The sequence below is a fragment of the Shinella sp. HY16 genome, from assembly GCF_028534175.1.
Taxonomy (GTDB): Bacteria; Pseudomonadota; Alphaproteobacteria; order Rhizobiales; family Rhizobiaceae; genus Shinella.
In genome coordinates this window covers 444,513-466,314 of record NZ_JAHYXL010000003.1, presented here as the reverse complement: position 1 = coordinate 466,314, position 21,802 = coordinate 444,513, and the positions used below count along the sequence as shown (strand labels likewise).

The 21,802-nt window shown below is 64.3% G+C and carries 18 protein-coding genes; 9 read left to right on the top strand and 9 right to left on the bottom strand.

Annotated features, from left to right (window positions below; all coding sequences use genetic code 11):
- Window position 1: 1 nt before the first annotated feature.
- From K0P03_RS28530 to pncB, 4 genes are all read left to right on the top strand, one after another.
- Complete coding sequence (locus tag K0P03_RS28530) at window positions 2–916, top strand: amino acid--[acyl-carrier-protein] ligase (protein WP_272791347.1); 915 nt, start codon at window positions 2–4, stop codon at window positions 914–916.
- A gap of 2 nt (window positions 917–918) precedes the next feature.
- Entirely contained in the window at window positions 919–1,887 is a 969-nt protein-coding gene (locus K0P03_RS28525) for a DUF1839 family protein (RefSeq protein ID WP_272791346.1), read from the top strand.
- A gap of 11 nt (window positions 1,888–1,898) precedes the next feature.
- Window positions 1,899–4,346, top strand: coding sequence for a beta-mannosidase (locus K0P03_RS28520; protein ID WP_443020616.1), 2,448 nt, complete (start codon window positions 1,899–1,901; stop codon window positions 4,344–4,346).
- A 194-nt stretch (window positions 4,347–4,540) separates the two neighbouring features.
- A complete protein-coding gene (pncB, locus tag K0P03_RS28515) occupies window positions 4,541–5,845 on the top strand; it encodes a nicotinate phosphoribosyltransferase (protein WP_130514236.1) in 1,305 nt (434 codons plus the stop codon).
- Here the strand turns inward: pncB and K0P03_RS28510 are convergent.
- Together K0P03_RS28510 and K0P03_RS28505 are read right to left on the bottom strand one after the other, a co-directional pair.
- Window positions 5,842–6,525, bottom strand: a complete 684-nt coding sequence (locus tag K0P03_RS28510; RefSeq protein ID WP_272791345.1) for an aspartate/glutamate racemase family protein — start codon at window positions 6,523–6,525, stop codon at window positions 5,842–5,844. The genes pncB and K0P03_RS28510 overlap by 4 nt on opposite strands.
- Before the next feature lie 7 nt (window positions 6,526–6,532).
- Window positions 6,533–7,990 (bottom strand): MFS transporter, encoded by a 1,458-nt coding sequence (locus K0P03_RS28505; RefSeq protein WP_050744614.1) that lies wholly within the window; start codon window positions 7,988–7,990, stop codon window positions 6,533–6,535.
- 160 nt (window positions 7,991–8,150) lie between these two features.
- On the opposite strand from K0P03_RS28505, the gene K0P03_RS28500 reads away from it, so the two are divergent.
- A complete protein-coding gene (locus tag K0P03_RS28500) occupies window positions 8,151–8,993 on the top strand; it encodes a MurR/RpiR family transcriptional regulator (protein WP_023512100.1) in 843 nt (280 codons plus the stop codon).
- A 99-nt stretch (window positions 8,994–9,092) separates the two neighbouring features.
- Here the strand turns inward: K0P03_RS28500 and K0P03_RS28495 are convergent, their stop codons facing one another.
- From K0P03_RS28495 to K0P03_RS28480, 4 genes are read right to left on the bottom strand one after another with little or no spacing between them, the layout of a single operon-like run.
- Window positions 9,093–10,373 (bottom strand): type III PLP-dependent enzyme, encoded by a 1,281-nt coding sequence (locus K0P03_RS28495; RefSeq protein WP_272791344.1) that lies wholly within the window; start codon window positions 10,371–10,373, stop codon window positions 9,093–9,095.
- Window positions 10,366–11,889, bottom strand: coding sequence for an AMP-binding protein (locus K0P03_RS28490; RefSeq protein WP_272791343.1), 1,524 nt, complete (start codon window positions 11,887–11,889; stop codon window positions 10,366–10,368). The genes K0P03_RS28495 and K0P03_RS28490 overlap by 8 nt, the downstream gene beginning before the upstream one ends.
- A complete protein-coding gene (locus tag K0P03_RS28485; RefSeq protein ID WP_023512103.1) occupies window positions 11,886–12,143 on the bottom strand; it encodes an acyl carrier protein in 258 nt (85 codons plus the stop codon). The genes K0P03_RS28490 and K0P03_RS28485 overlap by 4 nt, the downstream gene beginning before the upstream one ends.
- A gap of 32 nt (window positions 12,144–12,175) precedes the next feature.
- Complete coding sequence (locus K0P03_RS28480; RefSeq protein WP_272791342.1) at window positions 12,176–13,156, bottom strand: hypothetical protein; 981 nt, start codon at window positions 13,154–13,156, stop codon at window positions 12,176–12,178.
- A gap of 156 nt (window positions 13,157–13,312) precedes the next feature.
- Here K0P03_RS28480 and K0P03_RS28475 point away from each other — a divergent pair, with 156 nt between their 5' ends.
- Window positions 13,313–13,825: a cupin domain-containing protein gene (locus K0P03_RS28475; RefSeq protein ID WP_023512105.1), complete on the top strand. Its 513-nt coding sequence runs from the start codon at window positions 13,313–13,315 to the stop codon at window positions 13,823–13,825.
- Window positions 13,826–13,957: 132 nt separating this feature from the next.
- Here K0P03_RS28475 and K0P03_RS28470 read toward each other — a convergent pair whose 3' ends face one another.
- Together K0P03_RS28470 and K0P03_RS28465 are read right to left on the bottom strand one after the other, a co-directional pair.
- Window positions 13,958–15,460 carry a glucosamine inositolphosphorylceramide transferase family protein gene (locus tag K0P03_RS28470; protein WP_272791341.1) on the bottom strand — a complete coding sequence of 501 codons (1,503 nt, stop codon included), beginning with the start codon at window positions 15,458–15,460 and terminating at the stop codon, window positions 13,958–13,960.
- Between the two features lie 208 nt (window positions 15,461–15,668).
- Window positions 15,669–17,069 (bottom strand): GumC family protein, encoded by a 1,401-nt coding sequence (locus K0P03_RS28465; RefSeq protein WP_272791340.1) that lies wholly within the window; start codon window positions 17,067–17,069, stop codon window positions 15,669–15,671.
- Here K0P03_RS28465 and K0P03_RS28460 point away from each other — a divergent pair.
- Complete coding sequence (locus K0P03_RS28460; protein WP_272791337.1) at window positions 17,068–17,301, top strand: hypothetical protein; 234 nt, start codon at window positions 17,068–17,070, stop codon at window positions 17,299–17,301. The genes K0P03_RS28465 and K0P03_RS28460 overlap by 2 nt on opposite strands.
- 157 nt (window positions 17,302–17,458) lie before the next feature.
- Here K0P03_RS28460 and K0P03_RS28455 read toward each other — a convergent pair whose 3' ends face one another.
- Window positions 17,459–18,790, bottom strand: a complete 1,332-nt coding sequence (locus tag K0P03_RS28455; RefSeq protein WP_272791338.1) for a lipopolysaccharide biosynthesis protein — start codon at window positions 18,788–18,790, stop codon at window positions 17,459–17,461.
- A gap of 183 nt (window positions 18,791–18,973) precedes the next feature.
- On the opposite strand from K0P03_RS28455, the gene K0P03_RS28450 reads away from it, so the two are divergent.
- Window positions 18,974–20,200, top strand: a complete 1,227-nt coding sequence (locus K0P03_RS28450; RefSeq protein ID WP_272791339.1) for an O-antigen ligase family protein — start codon at window positions 18,974–18,976, stop codon at window positions 20,198–20,200.
- Between the two features lie 178 nt (window positions 20,201–20,378).
- Window positions 20,379–21,710: a lipopolysaccharide biosynthesis protein gene (locus K0P03_RS28445; protein WP_272791338.1), complete on the top strand. Its 1,332-nt coding sequence runs from the start codon at window positions 20,379–20,381 to the stop codon at window positions 21,708–21,710.
- Window positions 21,711–21,802: the final 92 nt, after the last annotated feature.

Here is a 21,802-nt window from a genome sequence, read left to right as displayed (position 1 = left end):
CATGGACATGCAGACCTCCCTTCTCGACCGGCTCTTCGATTCGGGCCTCCTCATCGACACCGGCGTCGAAGGCCTTTACGGCCGCAGCGGCGCCTTCGAGGATGTCATCGCCCGCTTCGAGCGGCTGATCGACGCCTATGGCGGCGCCGACGGCGCGGAGGCGATGCGCTTTCCGCCGGGCATGAACCGCGCGCATTTCGAAACCTCGGGCTACATGAAGAGCTTTCCGCAGCTCGCCGGCACCGTGCACAGCTTCTGCGGCGGCGAACTCGACCATATGAGCCTCCTGCAATGCATGGAGGTCGGCGGCGACTGGACCAAGGACCAGAAGGCGACCGACATCGTGCTGACGCCGGCGGCCTGCTATCCGCTCTATCCGACGATTGCCAAGCGCGGCCGCCTGCCGGCTAAGGGTGGTCTCTACGATCTGCAGTCCTACTGCTTCCGCCACGAGCCCTCGAACGATCCGGCCCGCCAGCAGCTTTTCCGCATGCGCGAATATGTCTGCATGGGCACGCAGGAGCATGTGACGACCTTCCGCCAGACCTGGATGGACCGCGGCCTCGACATGATGGCCAAGGTCGGCCTCGACGTGACGATGGATGTGGCGAACGACCCGTTCTTCGGCCGCGCCGGCCGCATGCTGGCCAACAATCAGCGCGACCAGAACCTGAAGTTCGAGCTGCTCATCCCCGTGACCTCGGCCGCCAAGCCGACCGCCTGCATGAGCTTCAACTATCACCAGGACGCCTTTGGCGCGAAGTGGGGGCTCAATCTTGAAAACGGCGACGTCGCGCACACCGCCTGCGTCGGTTTTGGCCTGGAGCGCATCGCACTTGCCCTCTTCGCCCGCCACGGCATGGATATCGCCGCCTGGCCGGACGACGTTCGCAAGACGCTCGGATATCAGGACTGAGCATGGCCGCCGTCTTCCCCGGGGCAGCCCCCGAGACCTTTCGGCCGCACGCGCTGCACGATGCGGAGCGCATGTGGCCGGAGACGAACTGCTATGTCGATCTCTGGATCGAGGTGCTGAACGCCTTCGGGAGCGCCCCGGAGGCGATGCTCGGCTTCTCCCTGACCCAGGATTTCGAGGGCGACCAGTTCACCTTCTTCAAGGTGCCGCTGGAAGACCTGGAAAGCCTCTACGGCATCCGCTGCACGGAACTTGCCATTTTCGACAAAGTGGAGAGCCATGTCGCGACCCAGATCGCGCGCGGCCGCCTCTGCCTCGTTGAGATGGACAGCTTCTACATGCCGGATACCCGCGGCGTCGCCTACGGCCAGGAGCACGGCAAGACGACGGTCGCGATCAACCGGCTGGACCTTCAGGCAAAGCGGCTCGATTACTTCCACAATGCCGGCTTCTTCCGGCTGGAAGGCGCGGATTTCGACGGTCTGTTTCATCTGAACGACGGCCCCGACGACCTGCCCTTCCTGCCCTACACGGAATTCGCCAAATTCCCGGAAAAGCGGCCGGACGAGACCCATCTGCGCCGCGAGGCAAAACGCCTCGCCGCCGTGCATTTCGCCCGCCGCCCCGCCGAAAATCCGGTTGCGGCCTTCGCAAAGGTCTTTCCGGGCCAGGTGGAAGCGGTGGCCGATCGCCCCTTCGGCTTCTTCCACAAATACGCCTTCAACACGCTGCGCCAGCTCGGTGCGAATTTCGAACTCGCCGGCAGCCATCTCGACTGGCTCGCGCCGGATGGCAGCCTGAACGAGGCGGCCGAGGCCGCGCGCAAAATCTCGGAAACGGCGAAGTCCGTGCAGTTTCAGCTTGCCCGTGCCGTGACGCGCAGGAAGTTCGATCCGCTGGCAACGGCACTCGATCCGGCGATCGAAGCGTGGGATAGTCTGATGGCTCAACTGGCCACCCGCGTCGACTGAAGGAAGACGGAATGCCCGAAACCGGAAAGGCGCTTTCCACCGGTTGGCGCATGGCGCTGACAGTGGCCAACGCTGCGGCTGATCCCGCGGCGCTGGACAGCCTTCCCGATTTCCTCGACGCTCCCGTGCCCGGGACCGTTGCTGGTGCACTCGAACGGGCCGGCCGTTTCGACCGTACCGCCCCGCAGCCGCTCGACCATCTCGACGCCTGGTACACGCTCGATCTCTCCGGCGAAGCACCCGGCGAGGCTCTGCTGCAGTTCGACGGGCTCGCGACGATCGCCGAGGTCTGGTGGAACGGCACGCTGGTTCTCTCCTCCGACAGCATGTTCGTACGCCACAGCCTGCCCGTCACCCTCACCGGCAACGACCGCCTGGCTCTCTGCTTCCGCGCGCTGAAACCGCATCTGGAAAGACGCGGCCCCCGCGCCCGCTGGCGGCCGCAGATGATCACGCCGCAGGGCTTGCGCCTCGTGCGCACCACCCTGCTCGGCCGCATGCCGGGCTGGTGCCCGGAAGTCCACGCCGCCGGCCCCTGGCGGCCCGTGCGCCTCACACGGCCGAGCCCAGCCGTTGCCTCAGAAATCCGCCTCTCCGCGCGCCTGCACGAGAACGGCAAGGGCCAGCTCGAGATCGGCTTCACGCTCTCGGGTGCAGTCGCGCCAGTGGTGGAATGTGCGGGCGTTGCCGTCGAAGCGATCCCGAACGGCGCGCATAGTTTTAGCGCCAGCCTCAGCATTCCCGATGTCGAAGCCTGGTGGCCGCGCAGCCATGGCAAGCCGGTTCTGCACGACATCACCCTCGTCGTCGACGGTGTACGCCAAAAACTCGGCCGCACCGGCTTCCGCCGCATCGAGATCGATCGCGGCGCCGATGGCCGCGACTTTGCTCTCCATGTCAACGGCGTCAAAATCTTCTGCCGCGGGGCGGTCTGGACCAATGCCGATATCGTCGATCTGCCGGGCACGCGCGCGCGCTACGAACCACTGCTGACGCTTGCGGCCGAGGCCAACATGAACATGCTGCGCATCGGCGGCACCATGGCCTACGAGACGCCGGATTTCTTCGCGCTGTGCGACGAGCTCGGCCTTCTCGTCTGGCAGGATTTCCAATTCGCCAATTTCGATTACCCGGCAAACGATCCGGCCTTCCTCGAGAATGTCAGGGCCGAAGTCGCGCAGTTCCTCGATGCCACCGCCGCCTCGCCGTCGCTCGCCGTGCTCTGCGGCGGCAGCGAGATCGACCAGCAGGCGGCCATGCTCGGTCTGCCGGAGACGGCCTGGGCGGGGCCGCTGACGCTCGATATCCTGCCCGCGCTCGTTGCCGCCCATCGTCCCGACGTGCCCTATGTCGAGAATTCGCCGAGCGGCGGGGCGATGCCCTTTTCGCCCGATGCCGGCGTCACGCATTATTACGGTGTCGGCGCCTATTGCCGGCCGCTGGAGGATGCGCGCCGCGCAAACGTGCGTTTTTCCGCCGAAAGCCTCGCCTTCGCCAATGTGCCGGAACAAGCAACGCTCGACGCGCATCTGCCCGTGCCCCCCGTGCACGATCCGCGCTGGAAGGCCCGCGTGCCGCGTGACCGCGGCGCCTCCTGGGATTTCGAGGATGTGCGCGACCATTACCTCACCCTCCTTTACGGACACGAGCCGGCGCGTCTGCGGCGCGAAGACCCGGCCCGCTATCTCGATCTCTCCCGCGCCGTCGTCGGCGAAGTGATGGAGGCGATCTTCGCCGAATGGCGGCGGGAGCAATCCACCTGCAATGGCGCGCTCGTCTGGACCTTCCAGGATCTACTGCCCGGCGCCGGCTGGGGTATCGTCGATGCGACCGGCCTACCGAAATCCGTCTGGCATGCGCTGCGCCGCGCCTTCCGGCCCATGCAGATCACGCTTTGTGACGAAGGCACCAACGGCCTCGACATCCATGTAAGGAACGACGGCCCGGAGGAGCGGCGGCTGATGCTGGAGCTTTCCTGCCTGCGCCATGGACGGCAGCCGGTGGTCTCCGGTCGTAGAGAGATCACGCTCGCCCCGCATTCCGCCGAAACGCTGCCGGCAACCGCGCTCTTCGGCGCCTTCTTCGACACGACCTACGCCTTCCGCTTCGGCCCGCCCTCCCATGACGTCACGGTCGGCCGGCTCATCGATACGGACGGGACGGTGGCCGCGGAAGCCTTCCATTTTCCGCTCGGCCGGGCAGAGGCGTTCTTTTCCGCCAGCCTGACGGCGACGCTCCGGCAGGACACGGATGGCTGGCTGCTCGACCTCTCGGCCGATCGTTTCGCCCAGTCGGTCGCCATCGAGATCGACGGCTTCCGGCCTTCCGACAACTGGTTCCATCTGGCCCCCGGCAACGTGAAAAGCATCCGCCTTCTTCCGTCTGCCGGCACGTCCCCCGAGACAACACCGCACGGCACGATCCGCGGCATCGGTGCCGAAGCCGTCATCTCCATCTGAGCATCGGGGATTTACAGGCGATATGGGTGGCGGCCTCGTGTCGAGGTCACCCATGCCCCGAGAAGGTGCGCAAGACTCCCGACCCCAAAACATCAGCCCGGATGCTGCCCGTACTGCTCTTGAAGCCAGAGAAGCATTCCGAAGCGTTTGGCGGTGCGCTATACCCCTCTCGAGCATCGTTCAGGAGGAGCCGGATGGCCGTCACCGATTTCGCGACCCGCACCTACGACCATAATTTCCGGCTCGACCCGATCGTGCGCAGCCTGCTCGACACGGATTTCTACAAGCTGCTGATGCTCCAGATGATCCGCCAGCTGCATCCGGATGTCCAAGCGACCTTTTCACTGATCAACCGGACGAAAACCGTGCGGCTTGCCGAAGTCATCGACGAAGGGGAGCTGCGGGCACAGCTTGACCATGCCCGGGAGCTTCGTTTCACCAAGAAGGAACTGATCTGGCTGGCGGGCAACAGTTTTTACGGCAAGGCCCGCATGTTCGGCCCGGACTTCATCGCCTGGCTCGCCGCCTTCCGCCTGCCCGACTACGAGCTGCGCAAGGTGGACGGGCAGTACGAGTTGCATTTCGAAGGGCCGTGGACCCATACCAGCATGTGGGAGATCCCGGCACTCGTCATCATCAACGAGCTGAAATCCCGGGCGGCGATGCGCGACAAGGGGCTTTTTGCGCTCGACGTGCTCTATGCCCGCGCCAAGGCCCGGCTCTGGGAGAAGGTCGAGCGGTTGCGGCATCTGCCGGATCTCGTCATCTCCGACTTCGGCACGCGCCGCCGGCACGGTTTTCTGTGGCAGCGCTGGTGCGTGGAGGCCCTGAAGGAAGGGCTTGGCGAGCGCTTCATCGGCACATCCAACGTGTTGCTCGCGATGGATGCGGACCTCGAGGCCATCGGCACCAATGCGCATGAACTGCCGATGGTCGCAGCCGCACTGGCCGAGAATGATAAGGCGCTTGCCGCCGCGCCCTACCAGGTGCTGGAGGAGTGGCGGCAGCACTACAACGGCAATCTCCTCATCGCCCTGCCGGACGCCTTCGGCACCACTGCCTTCCTTGCCGAGGCGCCGGACTGGGTGGCGGACTGGACCGGTTTCCGGCCGGACAGCGCCCCGCCGATCGCCGGCGGCGAGCAGATCATCCGCTGGTGGCAGGAGAAGGGGCGCGATCCGCGGGAAAAGCTGCTGATCTTCTCCGATGGCATGGATGTCGATACGATCGAGGAAACCTATCGGCATTTCCATGGGCGGGTGCGCATGAGCTTTGGCTGGGGCACCAATCTCACCAACGATTTCCGCGGCTGCGATCCGGATGGCGGCAGCGGGCTCGATCCGATCTCGCTCGTCTGCAAGGTGACGAGTGCCAACGGCCGGCCGGCGGTCAAGCTTTCGGACAATCCGCTGAAAGCAACCGGCGATCCCGCCGAAATCGAACGGTATCGCCGGGTGTTCGGCACGAAGGCCGAGCATGCCCGGCCAGTCGAAGTTTAGCTCTCTGCCGCCTGCGGCGCATCGCTGGCCACGTTGACGAGGCCGATGATGCGCTCGACCGCACAGGGGATCGGGCCGAGCACGGGCTGATCGAAGCGCGGACGCAGCTTTTCTGCCGCCTGGCCGAGCGGGCCGCCGCCGATGATGACGGCTTCGGCTCCGTCCTCGAAGATGCACGCGTGCACCGCACCGGAGAGCGCCTCGGTGAGCAAGCCCGGATCGGATGCAAGCGCGACGGGGTCGCCCTCGGTACAGCGGATACCCCTGTAGAGATGGGCAAGACCGAGATCGTGCGCCCGCTGGCCGATGGCCTCGATCAGGTCAGGCGTCGAAGTGGCTACGGAGAAGGCCCGGCCGCCCCGCGACGCCTCGATCATCGAGGCCTCGCAGATGCCCACCACCGGGACCGCGACCTTGCGGCGAAGCTCCGCAAGGCCGGGATCGCCGAAGGCGCTGACGATGATCCCCGCACAATCCCGCCCTTGCGCGGTGCCGAGTTCCACCACTTCAGCGGCGGAGGCGGCCAGTTGCTCGGGGGTGACGATCATGCCCGGCGCGCGGCGCGCGGTGACGGTCTTCACCACCAGCCGGCCCGCCGAAGAGGCCAGCGCGATGGCGTGCATCATCTCGCTGGTGGGCTCGGAGCTGTTGGGATTGATCAACAGGATGTGCGGGGTCATGCTCTTGTCAGGCTCCTGCTTTTGCGGGCTCTGCGACGAGGTTGTCACTTGCCGTGGTGGCGTCCGCCCGCTGCGTGATATCTTCCATCGACATGCCATAGGTTTCCGGTCCGAGGCGGATGCAGATGGCGAAGATGGCGTACATGGCGGCGGCGAGGCCGAAGACCCCACCCATGCCGTAGCTGTCGAACAGCGCACCCGAGATGGTCGGCACGAAGGATCCGGCAGCTGAGCCTGCCGCCAGGATGAAGGCGACGCCGAAGGCGCGGATGCGGGTCGGGAAGAGTTCCGGCGCATAGATCCAGATGGACGTGTTCAGGAGAAGCACGAAGAACTGGAACAGCGCGCCGAAGAACAGCACCAGATAGATGGTGGTGCCGAACTGCATGATGGAAAGCGCGGCAAGGCAGGCGCAGATCGCACCGACGGTCAGGACGCGCTTGCGCGGGAAGTAGTAGCCGAACATCGAGGCCGCGATGGCACCAAGGACGCTGCCGCTCTGGATGATCATGCTGTAGAGCAGGCTGCCCTGCAGCGTATAGCCCATCGAGACGAAGATGACGGGCATCAGGGTCAGAACGGAAAGCTGGGCGCCGTAGCTCATCAGGATGGCGATGGACACCGGCACGATGCGGCCGAGGAAGGGTGCACGGAACAGTTCCTTCCAGGCGCCCTTGGCGCGCGGCGCATCCTGCTCGTTGTCCTTCGAGAGATATTCGCGGACCACGAGGTTCTTCGGCCGGAGCGAACCGGATTCCAGCACCGAGAGCACCTTGTTCGCCTCGTCTATCCGCCCTTGCGAGGCGAGGAAGCGCGGCGTTTCCGGCACATAGCGGCGGTAGAAAACGACCAGCAGGGCCGGCAGCGCAAGCGAGGCGAAGAGCCAGCGCCAGCTATCCTCACCCGGGAAGATGCTGAAGATCATCAGACCATAAACGGGGGCAAGGAAATTGCCGAAGCCGCCCGCGCCCACATTGACGAGCCCGGCCGCCGTTCCGCGGAATTTCGGCGAGCAGAATTCCGACAGCATGGTGACGGCGGTGGAAATCTCGCCGCCGACGCCGAAGCCGACGATGGCCCGGGCGATGCACAGGAACATGAAATCCGGCGCCAGCGCGCAGGCTAGGGAGCCGAGCGAAAACAGCAAGAGATTGACAGTGAGCATGACACGGCGGCCGTAGCGATCGCCGAGGATACCGGAAAGCAAGCGGCCGATGGCGGCGCTGCCAAAAGTAATCGTGTTCAGGAAGCCGATATCCGTACCCGTCAGCCCCCAATGCTCCTTCAGGAGCGGGCCGGACACGCCGATCGTGTTCTGTTCGAAACTGTCGAACAGGCAGCCGATCAGCACCAGCGCGATGATCTGCTTGTGCGCACGTGTCACTCCGATACGGGTGAGCGCGCCCTCCAGTTGCCGAATGGCCGGCGATGATTTGCCGGACTGCACCATACCTTCTGCTGCCATAGTCTCCTCCTCTTGGCATCAGCATGAAAATCAATTTTCTTAGAATACACGTGAGAAATCATTTTTTCAAGAAACTTTGTGTCCCGGCCCGAGCGGCATTCTTGCGTAGTCCTGCAAGTCCGTTACAAGCTTGATTTCGAAGTGAAAGGCGGTGGCTCCGATGGGCTCTACGGATCGTTCGTTCCTGTTTCGCGTGCGTGATGCGCTTGACGACCTGCATCCGGCAGAGCGGCGACTCGGCGACTTCGTCTGTGACTTTCCAGGAGAGCTTGCCAGCTATTCGGCATCGGAGCTCGCAAAGCTGGCCCAGGTCTCGAATGCAACCGTGACACGGTTCGTCCGCCGGCTCGGCTACGAGAACTACGAGGAAGCCCGCCGCCATGCGCGCGACGAGCGCGAGACCGGATCGCGCCTGTTCCTCGCCACCTCGACGGATGCTGCAGGCGCGCAGTCGCTTGGCGCGCATGTCGCCCAGGGCATCGCCAATCTCGAAGGCACCTTCTCGAGTATTACCGATGCGCAGGTGGACGCCGTCGCCGACGCGATCCTGGCCGCGCGCAAGACCTGGGTGGTCGGCTTTCGCAGCAGCCATGCCTTTGCCGATTACCTGCAATGGCAGATGACGCAGGTGGTGGAAAACATCGTCGCCATCCCCGGCGCCGGCCAGACGCTCGGCGAACACCTCGTCAGCGTGACGGAGAAGGATGTCGCCATCGTCTTCGGCCTGCGTCGCCGTGTGGCGCAGATGGACAGCATCCTGACCGCGATCGAAAAGAGCGGCGCCAAGCTGCTCTACCTCACCGATGAAGGCGTCACCCATCGGGCGAGTGCCACCTGGCATTTCCGCTGTCACACGCTCGCGCCGGGACCGCTGTTCAACCACGTCTCGGTCATGGCCGTCTGTCACCTCATCACGACGCGCGCGATCGAGCGCGCCGGCCCCGCCGGCCGCACGCGCCTGCGCGGAATCGAGCGCTTCGGCGACACGCTGGAAGAGCTGTAGCGCCCCTAGAGTTTGTCAGGAAAAAGTGGAACCCGGTTTTCCCGAAAAGACAAACGAAAACAAAGAACGCTAGAGCCGTCAGTATGAAGCTGACGGGCTCTAGCGGGCGATGCGTTCGATCCTGCCGTTTTCCACCAGCGCTTCCGCCGGCGCCGGATGGGAGAGGAAATGCCCCGGGCTTGCCGTCAGGCCGTAGGCGCCGGACTGCAGAACGGCGACGAGGTCCCCGGCGGCAAGCGCCGGCAGCCCCGTGTCACGCGCGAGCGTATCGAGTGGCGTGCAAAGGGGGCCGACCACCGTTGCGGGCAGATCCGGTCCAGCCGCCATATGGGCAGGCGCGACGACCGGATAGTTTCGCTTGATGACTTGGCCGAGATTACCGGAAGCCGCCAGATGGTGGTTCATACCACCTTCCAGGACAAGGAACCGCACGCCGCGGGACGTCTTTACGGCGTTGATTTCACTGACATAGAGGCCCGCCGTACCGACAAGGAAGCGCCCCGGCTCGACGATGGCCCGCGCACCGGCGAGCAGCGGTTCGGAGCGTATCAGCGCCATCAGATCGGGAATGGCCGCGGCAACGGCATCAAGATCGAGCGGCCTGTCCCCGTCATAATAGGGAATGCCGAGGCCGCCGCCGAGATCGATCGTGGCAAGCGGTCTCCCGCTCGTGCGGGCAACACGCGCGGCCAGCGTGATGGCATGCCGCCAGCTTTCGATCAGCGCCGCCGCATCGAGGATCTGCGTGCCGCCATAAACATGGATGCCGACAAGTTCGATGTTCGGTACGGCAAGCACGGCCGCGATCGCCGCATCGAGGTCTTCCTCATCGAAGCCGAAGGCGGTCGCCTTGCCGCCCATGCGCATGGCGCCCACCTGAACGGCTGGAACCGGATTGATGCGCAGCGAGGCGCGGACCGGCCGGCCGATCGCGCGGAGCCGCGCGATCTCGTCATGCCCTTCGATGTGGATTTCACCAATCCCGCCGTCGATAACCGCCGCAAGTTCCGCATGGCGCTTGCCGGGCCCGGCGAAGAGGATCCGCTCCGGCTTTGCACCGGCGGCAATGGCCGCGTGGTACTCACCGATTGAGGCAATCTCGACGCCCGCCCCCTCCTCGATGAAGAGACGGATGACACTGCGGGCCGGATTGGCCTTGGCCGAGTAGTAGATGGCGGCAAAACCGTCGAGCACAGCGGCCAGCCGGCGATAGGCCCGGCGCATGACCGCACCGTCATAGATATAGGCGGGCGACCCCATCTGCGAGACGATCTCGCGCACGGAAAGCTCACCGACATGGAGGTCGTCGCCTCGCACCTCGAAAAGCTCTGTCGCAAGCGGGTAGCCGTGACGCGTCATCTTCACCGCGGGATCAGCCATTTTCCGTGCGCTCCCTGACGAGTTGCCGGTAGTCCACCTTGCCGTTCGGCGTCACCGGCAAAGCCTCGACGAATTCGAGGCCTCGCGGCACCATATAGGCCGCGAGCATGCCCGCGACCGCCTGCAACACCGACGCCGCGTTGACATCCGGCTCCAGCGCCACGCCCACGGCATGGAGCTTCTGCCCGGCAAAATCATCCGGCAGGCCGATGACGGCAACCTGGCGGAAGCGCCCGGTGCTCATGATCGCCTCCTCGACCTCCGATGGGCTGATGCGGTAGCCCGAGGATTTGATCATCGCATCGTTGCGGCCGATGAAGGAGAAGAAGCCGTCCTCGTCCTCAACGGCCAGATCGCCGGAGTAACAGACGATGTCACCGCCCTCGTCCCGCGGGCGGAACGGGTTCTGCCGCAGCACCCGGGCCGTCTCCTCAGGCCGGTTCCAGTAACCAAGCGAAACGGTCGGTCCACGATGCACGAGGATGCCGGGCTCGCCCGGCCTCGCGCGGCGGCCATCCTCGGTCACGATGAAGATCTCGCATTCCGGTATCGCCTTGCCGATCGAGGTCGGGCGGCGGTCCAGCTCTTCCGGTGGCAGATAGGTCGAGCGGAAAGCCTCAGTGAGGCCATACATCAGGAAGACGTTCGTCTGCGGCAGCATCCTGCGCAGATCCGCGACCGTCTGCGAAGGCACTGCCCCGCCAGAGTTGGTGATGTAGCGCAAATCCGGCAAGGCGGTCTTGTGCAGGAGGGGCGCAGCCTTCGTCAGGATCGCCCAGATGGTCGGCACGCCGGCAAGGGCGGTGATCTTGTGGTCACGCAACGCGCGAACGATCTCGTCGCCGAAGCGGAACGTCAGAATGACGGTCGTCGCCCCCTGCTCCACCGCGGTCAGGAGCTGGTTGAGGCCATAATCGAAACTGAACGGCAGGATGGAAAGAATGCGCTCCTCCGGCGTGATGCCGAGATAGGTGCGCACGATACGCGCGCCGGCCAGAAGGTTGCGGTGCGACACCATCACGCCCTTTGGCCGCCCGGTCGAGCCCGATGTATAGAGGATCGCTGCAAGATCCTCGCCGATGGCATTTTCACGGACAGCCACAGGCGCGGCTTCCGCCATTTCCTCGACGGTCAGGATATGCGCTTCGGCAACGCCATGCAGGCTTTCGGCGACCATCGGCGCAAGCTCGCGGCTGGTAACGACGACACGCGCCGCGCAATCGGCGACGATATGGCTGATCTGCGGACCGCGCAGCAGCGCATTGATCGGCACGAAAACGGCGGCAGCCCGGCTGGCCGCAAAGATGGAGACACATTCTTCGATACCGCGCGGCAGGAAGATCGCGACGCGGTCCCCGCGCTCGACGCCCACCTGCAACAGCGCCGCGGCAAAGCGCTCGACAGCCTCGTGGAAGGCGCGATAGTCGAGTTCCCTCTCGCCATGAACCAGCGCACGCCTGCCGCTCTCGGCATGCGGGACAAGAAGGTGATGAAGAAGAACCGGTGATCCCGTCACGCCCGAACCTGCGAGACGAAGCGCACAAGGCTTGCGGGTGTCGCCAGCTCCTGGAAATCGAACCCGTCATCCTCCATGGAGACCCCGAAGCGCTCGCCGAGGAACATGATCAGCTCGAGAAAGCCAAGGGAGTCGATCGCGCCGTCAAGCAGTGCCGTGTCTGGCGCAACGGGCGCGAGTGCCGGAAAACGCCGATCGATATAGGCGTGGATCTCGGCGCTGATGTCGTCTGTGGGGACTGCTGCACTCTGCATCGTCCGTCTCCTCTTCCTTTGCCTCTCACCGGCTACATCTTCAGAAGTACGCGCTCGGAATAGAGCTCATCGATCAATCTGTCGTCCCAATCGCCCTTCACCTGGTAGCAAAGGCCGCGTTTCCAGACCCAGGCATGCGGGACGTTGCGACCTTCCTCGACCTGGAGCGCGAGAACCGGCACCCCACGCAGGACAAGCAGGCGTGCAAGCGCCCCGAGATTGTCAGCGACGATGTCCTGGCTTTCGGCAAAAACAACCCGCGCGACCGGAATGCGCTTGCGCGAGGTGACGCTGAGCACGACCGGATGGTAACGCCCGTTGACTTCGACCGCGACAACGATGCATCCGAGGGCCAGATGGTTTCTGAGATCCCGCAGCAGGGTTTCGGCAAGCGCGCCTGTCGGAACAGCTTCGAGCGGTCGAAGCCGCCCCTGCCTTGGACCAGCGAGCGCCAGCCAGGGAAGGACGACGAGGGAAAGATCGAACCCTATCGATCGGAATCCGAAACGGTTGTTTATTTCAACGGCGGCGGGGGTCGGCGTCAGGTCCGTGTAGATCGCTTCCTTGTCGGCCAAACCCGCCATGATCAGACGTGTGGCGGACCAGCGATGATTCTCTTCCACGTACCAGCTCGAAAGATTCACGATCCTTCGACCTGTCTGCGCATCCCATCGGGAGATCGTCAGAAGGATGCCGACAGGGGTCTCCCCCGCCAGAAGAAAGAAGCCAACCGACGGTTGGCCGGCCGCCCTGTTCTGATCGGCAAGCCTGCGCAGTCCCTTGCGCCAGAAAGCACGAGAGCGGGAGGGGAACCCCTTCGAGAGCAGGGTCTCGGCCGCTTCCAGGCGAGCCTCGTCAATGGCGCAAAGCTTCAGCATTTCCTCAATCGAAAATCCGTTCCTGTCGAACCGTTCTAGGGATGACACCTTCTGAAAGCGTAAACGCACCTTCTTGCAATTAAGGCTTGAGCGGCAAATGACGAGAACGTGAACGGACGCGGCGACATTTGCCATTCACCGCGCCCTGTCTTTGCCAATTCTTCAACTTTGGCCCGTCCGCGACAGCGCTTTCGCCATTGAAGTGAAAACAATTACAACTTTACCTTTCGCATAAACGGCATGCTGACCCGGCCTCGTTATGCTCCGCCGAAGTAAGACGAAGGGGACCCCATGAGCTGGCATATTTTCACCGCCACCGCAGCGCTTGCAGCAGGAATGTACAGAGGCCAGTTTTTGGACCGCGCCGAGCCGGACGTGTTCGTTGCAGCCAGCTCCAATGCATTGCCGATGGAGCCGCGCCCGATCAACCCCGACTGGGTCATGGCAGGCAATCCCGTTGCCCGCGCCGCGCTTCACTCCCGGCCGGCGGACACCTATGCCACGATGGCGGTCTGGGATTGCACGGCCGGCCAGTTCCGCTGGTTCTTCGGATGGGACGAGATGGTGGTCATCCTCGAGGGCGAGGTTCACGTGACAGCCGAGGACGGCAGTGCGCGCCTCCTGACCAGCGGCGACATGGCCTATTTCAAGGCCGGCACCTGGGCGACCTGGCGTATCGATCGCTATGTCAAGAAGGCCGCCGTGATGAGAAAGCCCTTCCCGCTGCCCGTTTCGCTGCTCTATCGCACGCTTGGCTGGCTCCGGTCGGCCATCAAGGGCACGCAGTCGGGTGGCGGCCTGTAACGTCAAAAATCTGGCGCAGAAGATTACAGGCGCAGAGAAAGCCCCTCGCCCCGGAAGCGGGGCACCCTGGCATGAGCAGCGCAAGTCCTTTAGCGGATGCCATGCATCTCCGGGTTGACAAAACGCCTTGCTTCACTGGGAAGCAAGGCGCCTCGGGCTCTTGAGGCTCCAGCGAAACCGTGGAACCTTGCAGTCGATCACCTCGAGATGCTCGCTGCTGTTGAGCGTGTGTATTCTTGAAATCGCTTTGTCACGGGACGGAATGGGAACGGGGGCCGCAAGGCGCACCCTCTCCTCGTTCAGCTCGAGAAGATCGGCAAGCCCGAGGCCGGCGCCGTATTCCTGCGTTCCATCCTGCAAGGGCAATACGAGGCGGTTGCCGACACCGATAAAACTCCCGCCGGGCCGGGCGGCGGCCCGGTCTATCTGCAGCGGATTGCTGCGGTGCGGCGTCCATTCGCCATCCAGACGGTCCGCATAATACACCACGAGTGTGTCCGCAGCGCTCCCATAGGTGTCGCGTTCACTGGCGAACAGCCACAGGCGCCCCTCGTGCTCCAGGAGCGTCGCATCAAAAAGCGCACGATCCGGTATCAGGACGGCGTGTCGTACCCAGCCGTCCGGAAACGATGCCGCACGATACAGAACGAGACCGCCGCCCGCCGCACTCTCCGGCAGCATCCAGATTTCACCGTCGCGGCTGAAAACCTGCGGGTAAGACAGATGATGCGGCTCCTCGACGACCGTACGCGGAACGCTCGCCCTGCCATCGGGAAACACTTCCGCCACGGAAATGACGGCCTTCGTATCCCCGTCGGCAAAATCCTCCACGAAAATGAAGTGCCGCCCGTTCCAGTCGAACGGGAACGGATCGGCATAGAAGCGATTGCCGCCATCCGGCAGGATCGCCCAGGGCTCGCCCGTCAACGACCCCGTGCTGCCCACCTGCACACCCTTGTGGAACCGATAGTACGTATCCCAGCGGTGTATGTTGAACAGTGCCCGCTGAGCCGCGCCCGCCAGCTGGCGCGGCATCATCGAGAACATATAGGCATTGAGCAACTGCCCGGCCGTCGGCTGAGGCGATCGCGTGACGCGCTTGTAGGGTGTTTCTGCCGGCGCCCCGCTCCTGAGGTAGCGATCCGCCGCATCCACCAAAAGGGTAAGCATGCGCGCCAGAACATCGTCCAGCCCCCGGACGAGCGACAGGCGACTGTCGACCATGGGCGCAGCATGACCAATGGCCTCATCGTCGTTGAGAACGATATCGATCCTGGGCAAACATCCCTGCATCAACGCTTTCGCGGCGGACGCGACGGAAGCACAACCGTTGAAGCGCGGTTCAAGTGTCGGCGATGCGAAACTCTGCCCGCTCGCCGTCAGATCTATCCGCAGCGCTGCCTCGGCACGGGAGGAGGACAGTCCGACAGTGGACACGACATCGAAAAGATCGTTGCCGCGAATCCGCAATGTTCTTCTTTCTGCCCTAAGAATATTGCTGAGCATGCGGGGTTCATCGGGTGTTTCCACCCCTGCGAGCACAATATCGTGGCCCTTCTCGGCAAGGCGATCGGCAACAAGAAGATGGATGCGCCGAACGTCATTTGCAGGCACTAATATATCGATTGTGCTCACACGATTCCTTTATCTCAGGCTGATGAAAAAAATGATATAACACTTGATAGTTGCAAACTTTGGCAGGTCAAGTGAAATCTCCGATCCAGCCGCATACACCGTGCAATCAGACCGGCGCACTCTTTTAAATCGGGACAAACGCATGACAAGCCGTGTCTAAAATACTCCGGCATCCGTTAGCCAAACAGAAAAGGAGAGCAGCCAGTTTTCAGGTTGCTGTGCCCAAGCTCCCGGAATTTACATTCCCTGCGATATTTGTATTATTTTTGTCGTTTTTGATTTCGCGCCAGATGCCCTTTGCGATTGCGATTGTCAGGCCGATGGCGGAGCCGGTTATTGTGCCGATGACGAGGAGGACGGCGAGGCTTGGGGGCCAGGATCGGTTCTGGGGCGGCAGGGCGGTCGAGATGACGCGGATGTTCGTGGTGTCGAGCTGGCCGCGCTCGTTCAGCTGCTGGGCGCGGGCGAGGAAGGCCTCGTAGACGGCGGCCTTGGACTGGGCGTCGCGCTCGAGCTCGCGCAGCTGGACGAGGGCCTCGTTGTCGGTGAAGACGGTGGCGCTCTGGCTGGAGGAGCGGGATGTCAGGGCGGCAAGGGCGGCCTGGGCGCGGTCGAGCCGTGCCTTTGCGGCGACACGCAGGCGGCCGCTTTCCGCCGCGATCTGGGTTTCGAGGGCCTTTGCCGCCGACTGCAGCCGGGCGATGACGGGATGGCGGGCGCCATAGATGATCGACTGCACGCCGAGCTGCTGCTGGGTCTGGGCATATTGCGTGCGCAGGGCGGCAAGCGTTGCGGTCTCCGGATTGTCGGCGCTGGCGAGGGTGGCGCGGCCGGAGACGAGCTCCTTGTAGGCGGCCTCCTCGGCGATCACCAGGCGCTGGGCCTCCAGGACCTGGGTGTTGAGCTGGTTCAGCGAGGTCTGGCTGGTCAGTTCGCCGGCCACGCTGGGCTGCAGCCCCTTCTCGCGCTTGTAGGTCTCGACCTGTTCCTCGGCCTTGTTGACGGCATCCTTGAGTTCGGAGAGGCGGTCCTCCAGGCCCGTGACCGAGCGGCTGGCGCCGTCCGATTCGGCCTTTGCCAGTTCCTTTCGGAAGGAGGCGATCATCGTCGCGGAGATGTCGATCGACTTGGCCGCGTCCTCGGTGGTCACGGCAAGGGAGGCGACGAAGGAACGCTGGTCGCTCTCCACCTTCACGCGCTTGCGCAGGTTGGCGACGGCGATCACGGTGGGGTCGCCGGTCGCGTCGGCCGGCACGAACTCGCGGTCCCGAACGAGGTCGAGATCCTTGACGACCTGGGAGAGCACGTTGCCCGAGCTCAGCACGCGCAGCTTGCTGGCGGCCGCGAGCATCTGCCCGTCGAGCTGGCCGGCACTGGCATAGAGATCCTCGCTGACCACCTTGAGGCCGGCGGGATCGACCAGCACCTCGGAGGTGGCGGTGAAGCGCGGCTTGACGAGGAACACGACGGAGGCGCCGGCAAGCGCGCCGATCAGGGCAAGGCCGGCGATGACGAGCCAGCCCTGCCGGATCCAGTCGTAGAGGTGCTGGACATCCAGCGCGAGGAAGGCGCCGCGCCGCTCGACGGCCGACGGATGGCGGCCGGGCATGGCGAGGGGAACCGATGACGATGTCGAGGCGGCCGTGGACGCTGCCTTTGCCGTCGCGGCGGACGACGTGGACGTGGACGTGGACGTCGATGCGGACGCCGGGGAGGATGCGGACGCGCGGTCGGACGGGACGAGCTGGTTCAGCAGGGAGCTGCCGCGCGAGGATGACCGTCCCATGCGGCCCCTCACGGCGCCGGAAGGGTACCTGTCGGATATGTTGCTCATTCCGTAAAGTCCTGTCTTGCTTCGCGCGCCGGTCGGCGTGCGCCATGCGGGGGGATCGATTCGCGCGCGTCCATCCTGCCGGCTGTTGGTAAATTTGCGGTTTACCATAATGGAGGCTGCGCCTGCCGCGGTCTCAGCCCGGCTCTTGCCGGACGCGGGCTCCCCTATCGGCCGAACCAGGTGCGCAGCATGCCGGGCAGGCGCACCAGGGCCAGGCTGGCATAGTGCGGGTCGAGCATGACGGGCCTGCCCATCTCCCTTGCAAGGCGCAGGGCCAGGCCGCCGTCGCACACGACGATGCTGGCGCAGATGGCGGCGGCCATACCGATCGTGCCGAAGGCGTAACCGAGCACGATGCAGCCGGTCACCATGACGACGAAGCTGTAGGTGAAGTAGCGCCGGACCAGCGTCTGGCGCTGCGTGACGAGGAAGTTGTTGCCGGCCAGGCTGAAGGCGGCGTTGACGGTCACGCCGGCACAGATCAGGAGCATCGGCCAATAGGCATCCTGGTAGGAGGGCGGGAAGAACAGGTCCAGCACCATGCGCCCGAACAGGAACAGGAAGATGAAGGCGGCGAGCGCCGGCGTGAAGGCAAGCCAGGAGCTCTGGGCGAGGAGCTGGCGGTAGGCCTCGCGGTCGGATCCGGCATGCAGTTTTGCGAACATGGGCGTGAAGGTGGTGGAGACGCCCTCGGTGAACAGCGAGGGCAGGATGCCGAAGCGGCGGGCCACGTCGAGGATGGCGGTTGCGGCAGGGCCGAGGAGGAAGAGGCTGAGATAGGCCGGCACGCGCTCGGCCGTTCCGCGGACCACGAGGGCCTGCCAGATCTGGAAGGCATCGCGCACGGTCTCGCGCCGCGCGGTCCCCGACAGGCGCGCGGCAAGGTCGATGCCGCAGCGAAAGCGCAGGACCGCCTGGAGGCCGGTGACGAGCCAGGCGGAGATGGCGTGCACGACGACGGTGATTTCCAGGCTGAGCTTGCCGTGCCAGGCCAGCAGGGAGAGGATGGACAGGGACAGGGCGTGGAGGCCGACCGCTTCGGGGAACTGCGACTGGAGGGGGCGTCCGAAGCCGCGCAGCTGCGCGCTGAGCAGGCCGTTCATCATGTAGGCGGGCGCGGCGAGCGACGTCGCGGCGACGACCAGCGGCGAGATCGGCCCCGTCCCTGTATCGACCGCCAGCCGGAAGAACAGGGCGGTGCAGGCCGCCACGAGCGCCCCGACGGCCATCACGGCCAGCATGGCGAAGTTCGAGATGGACTGCACCCGGGTGTTGTCGGCATCGGAGGAGAAGGTGGCGATGTCGCGCATCGACACCTGGTCGAAGCCCATGGGCCCGAGGCCGCGCGCCAGCCCCCAGAACACGTAGATGGCCGAGAAGATGCCGACCTCGGCCATGGGGATCGTGTTGGCCAGCAGCACGATGATCAGAGCCTGGAAGACGATGCCGACCACACGCAGCGCGATCACATAGAGCGAGATCAGTGAAAAGTGCATGGACACATCCAGGTTTGGCTCCGCGCCGTTCGATGCGAACCTGCACGACAACGGTTGGCGAACCCTTAAACCACACTCGGCCAAACACCAGCGTCAGGAAAATACCGCCCGAGCCCGGCCAACGGTTCAAGATTCCCTTAATGTATTCCTGCTAGTCCGAAGAAACTCTTACCGGAATCGACAATGGTCACAGACATCGGCACATTCGGTGCGAATTCCGACGCAACGGCAACCAGGCAGAGCTGGGTCGTCGACACCCTCGTCTTCGTCGCTGCCGGTCTGTACTCGATTTTCGCCGAATCCATGCCCGAGCCGATCCAGGTGGCCATTGCCGGGGTCGTCAGCCTTTGGCTGATCCTCGCCGCCTGCCTCCCCATCGTTCGCCAAGGCATGGTCTATCTGGACATCAGAAGCTTCGCGCTCATTCTCTCGATCTGCTCGATGCTGGTGACCTACACCTTCCTGGTTTCGATAAACACGCCGCTCAACGATTATGCCCTCACCATCCTGCGCGTGATGACGGGGATATCTGCGCTCGTCTATTTCATGCGGTATGAGGGAACCATCCTGGCGGGGGCGAAAATCGCGATCTACGTTACCGTCTCGATCGTGGCCGTCGCGACGACAACCTTGTACGGCTTGTATGATTATGCCGGTGTTCTGCGACCCTATCCGTTTGCCGGCGTGGATGCCATCCACTCCAGCGCATACATTGTGTCGGGGGCGCTTGTCGGCGTCGTGCTGATGCGGTTGCGACGGGAAATCGGCGCGTTGACCGCCTGGCTGGTGGGTCTCCCCCTGTTCGGCCTTTTCATTGCCTATCAGGTCCGCACCACCTGGGTGATGCTGTTGGTCTTCTCCGCGGTCCTTCTCGTTCAGGGCATACGTCGCCGCACGACCCATCGGCTGTTTGCTTCCGCGGTGGGTCTGGGGTTTGCAACCTCCGTCCTGGTGCTTCTTGCCCTGGTATTCCTCTTCATTCCCAATTTCGACCTTGTCGAGTTTTCAAGTGGCCGGACGTCGACCTATGCAGAGCGTTTCAGCATGCTCGCGGAGCGTTCGAGCAGCCAGTGGCTGTTCGGTACCGGCCTCGGATCCGACATGTTCTTCAGCACCAGCTGGTGGTGGGAGGCCAAGGATTCGCACAACGACTTCCTCAATGTCGTCATCGAGCAGGGGCTTGTCGGGCTCTTCGTGATTCTGCTGACCTTCGGCTGGTCGCTGCGGCATGCAAACAACCTCCAGGCCGCGGTCCTCGTCGCGTTCATCAGTGGGTCGGCAATCAGCAATGCACTGCTTGTCCGGCCGATGCTTGCCGTACTCTTCCTCGCCGCGATCGTGCCATCCCCGTGCTCGAAGGTGGCGCAGCAGGGTAGTTCGTTCGACCGCCCGGCGTCACGACGACTGTAGCAGGCCTGGCGACAGGTCCAGGCCTCCGAGCTGTGTTGCCCGGGGCTTGGAAAGCTGTTTCCGCATATCGCCCTTCTTTTCCTGACGCTGGTGTTTGGCCGAGTGCGGTTTAAGGGTTCGCCAACCGTTGTCGTGCAGGTTCGCATCGAACGGCGCGGAGCCAAACCTGGATGTGTCCATGCACTTTTCACTGATCTCGCTCTATGTGATCGCGCTGCGTGTGGTCGGCATCGTCTTCCAGGCTCTGATCATCGTGCTGCTGGCCAACACGATCCCCATGGCCGAGGTCGGCATCTTCTCGGCCATCTACGTGTTCTGGGGGCTGGCGCGCGGCCTCGGGCCCATGGGCTTCGACCAGGTGTCGATGCGCGACATCGCCACCTTCTCCTCCGATGCCGACAACACCCGGGTGCAGTCCATCTCGAACTTCGCCATGCTGGCCGTGATGGCCGTCGGGGCGCTCGTGGCGGCCTGCACCGCCCTGTTCTTCCGGCTGGCGGTCGATACAGGGACGGGGCCGATCTCGCCGCTGGTCGTCGCCGCGACGTCGCTCGCCGCGCCCGCCTACATGATGAACGGCCTGCTCAGCGCGCAGCTGCGCGGCTTCGGACGCCCCCTCCAGTCGCAGTTCCCCGAAGCGGTCGGCCTCCACGCCCTGTCCCTGTCCATCCTCTCCCTGCTGGCCTGGCACGGCAAGCTCAGCCTGGAAATCACCGTCGTCGTGCACGCCATCTCCGCCTGGCTCGTCACCGGCCTCCAGGCGGTCCTGCGCTTTCGCTGCGGCATCGACCTTGCCGCGCGCCTGTCGGGGACCGCGCGGCGCGAGACCGTGCGCGATGCCTTCCAGATCTGGCAGGCCCTCGTGGTCCGCGGAACGGCCGAGCGCGTGCCGGCCTATCTCAGCCTCTTCCTCCTCGGCCCTGCCGCAACCGCCATCCTCGACGTGGCCCGCCGCTTCGGCATCCTGCCCTCGCTGTTCACCGAGGGCGTCTCCACCACCTTCACGCCCATGTTCGCAAAACTGCATGCCGGATCCGACCGCGAGGCCTACCGCCAGCTCCTCGCCCAGAGCTCCTGGCTTGCCTTCACGCCGGCGCTCGCCGCCTTCATCTTCCTGTTCCTGTTCGGGCGCATGGTGCTGGACCTGTTCTTCCCGCCCTCCTACCAGGATGCCTATTGGCCGATGCTCCTGATCTGTGCCGGCGTGACCGTCAACGCCGCCTTCAGCCTGGCCGGCAACAACTTCCTCGTCACGCAGCGCCAGACGCTGGTCCGGCGCTACTTCACCTACAGCTTCGTCGTCATGGTGACCGGCTGCATCGTGCTCGGTTACGCCTTCGGCACGATCGGTATGGCCGCCGCCATCTGCGCCAGCATCGTCGTGTGCGACGGCGGCCTGGCCCTGCGCCTTGCAAGGGAGATGGGCAGGCCCGTCATGCTCGACCCGCACTATGCCAGCCTGGCCCTGGTGCGCCTGCCCGGCATGCTGCGCACCTGGTTCGGCCGATAGGGGAGCCCGCGTCCGGCAAGAGCCGGGCTGAGACCGCGGCAGGCGCAGCCTCCATTATGGTAAACCGCAAATTTACCAACAGCCGGCAGGAT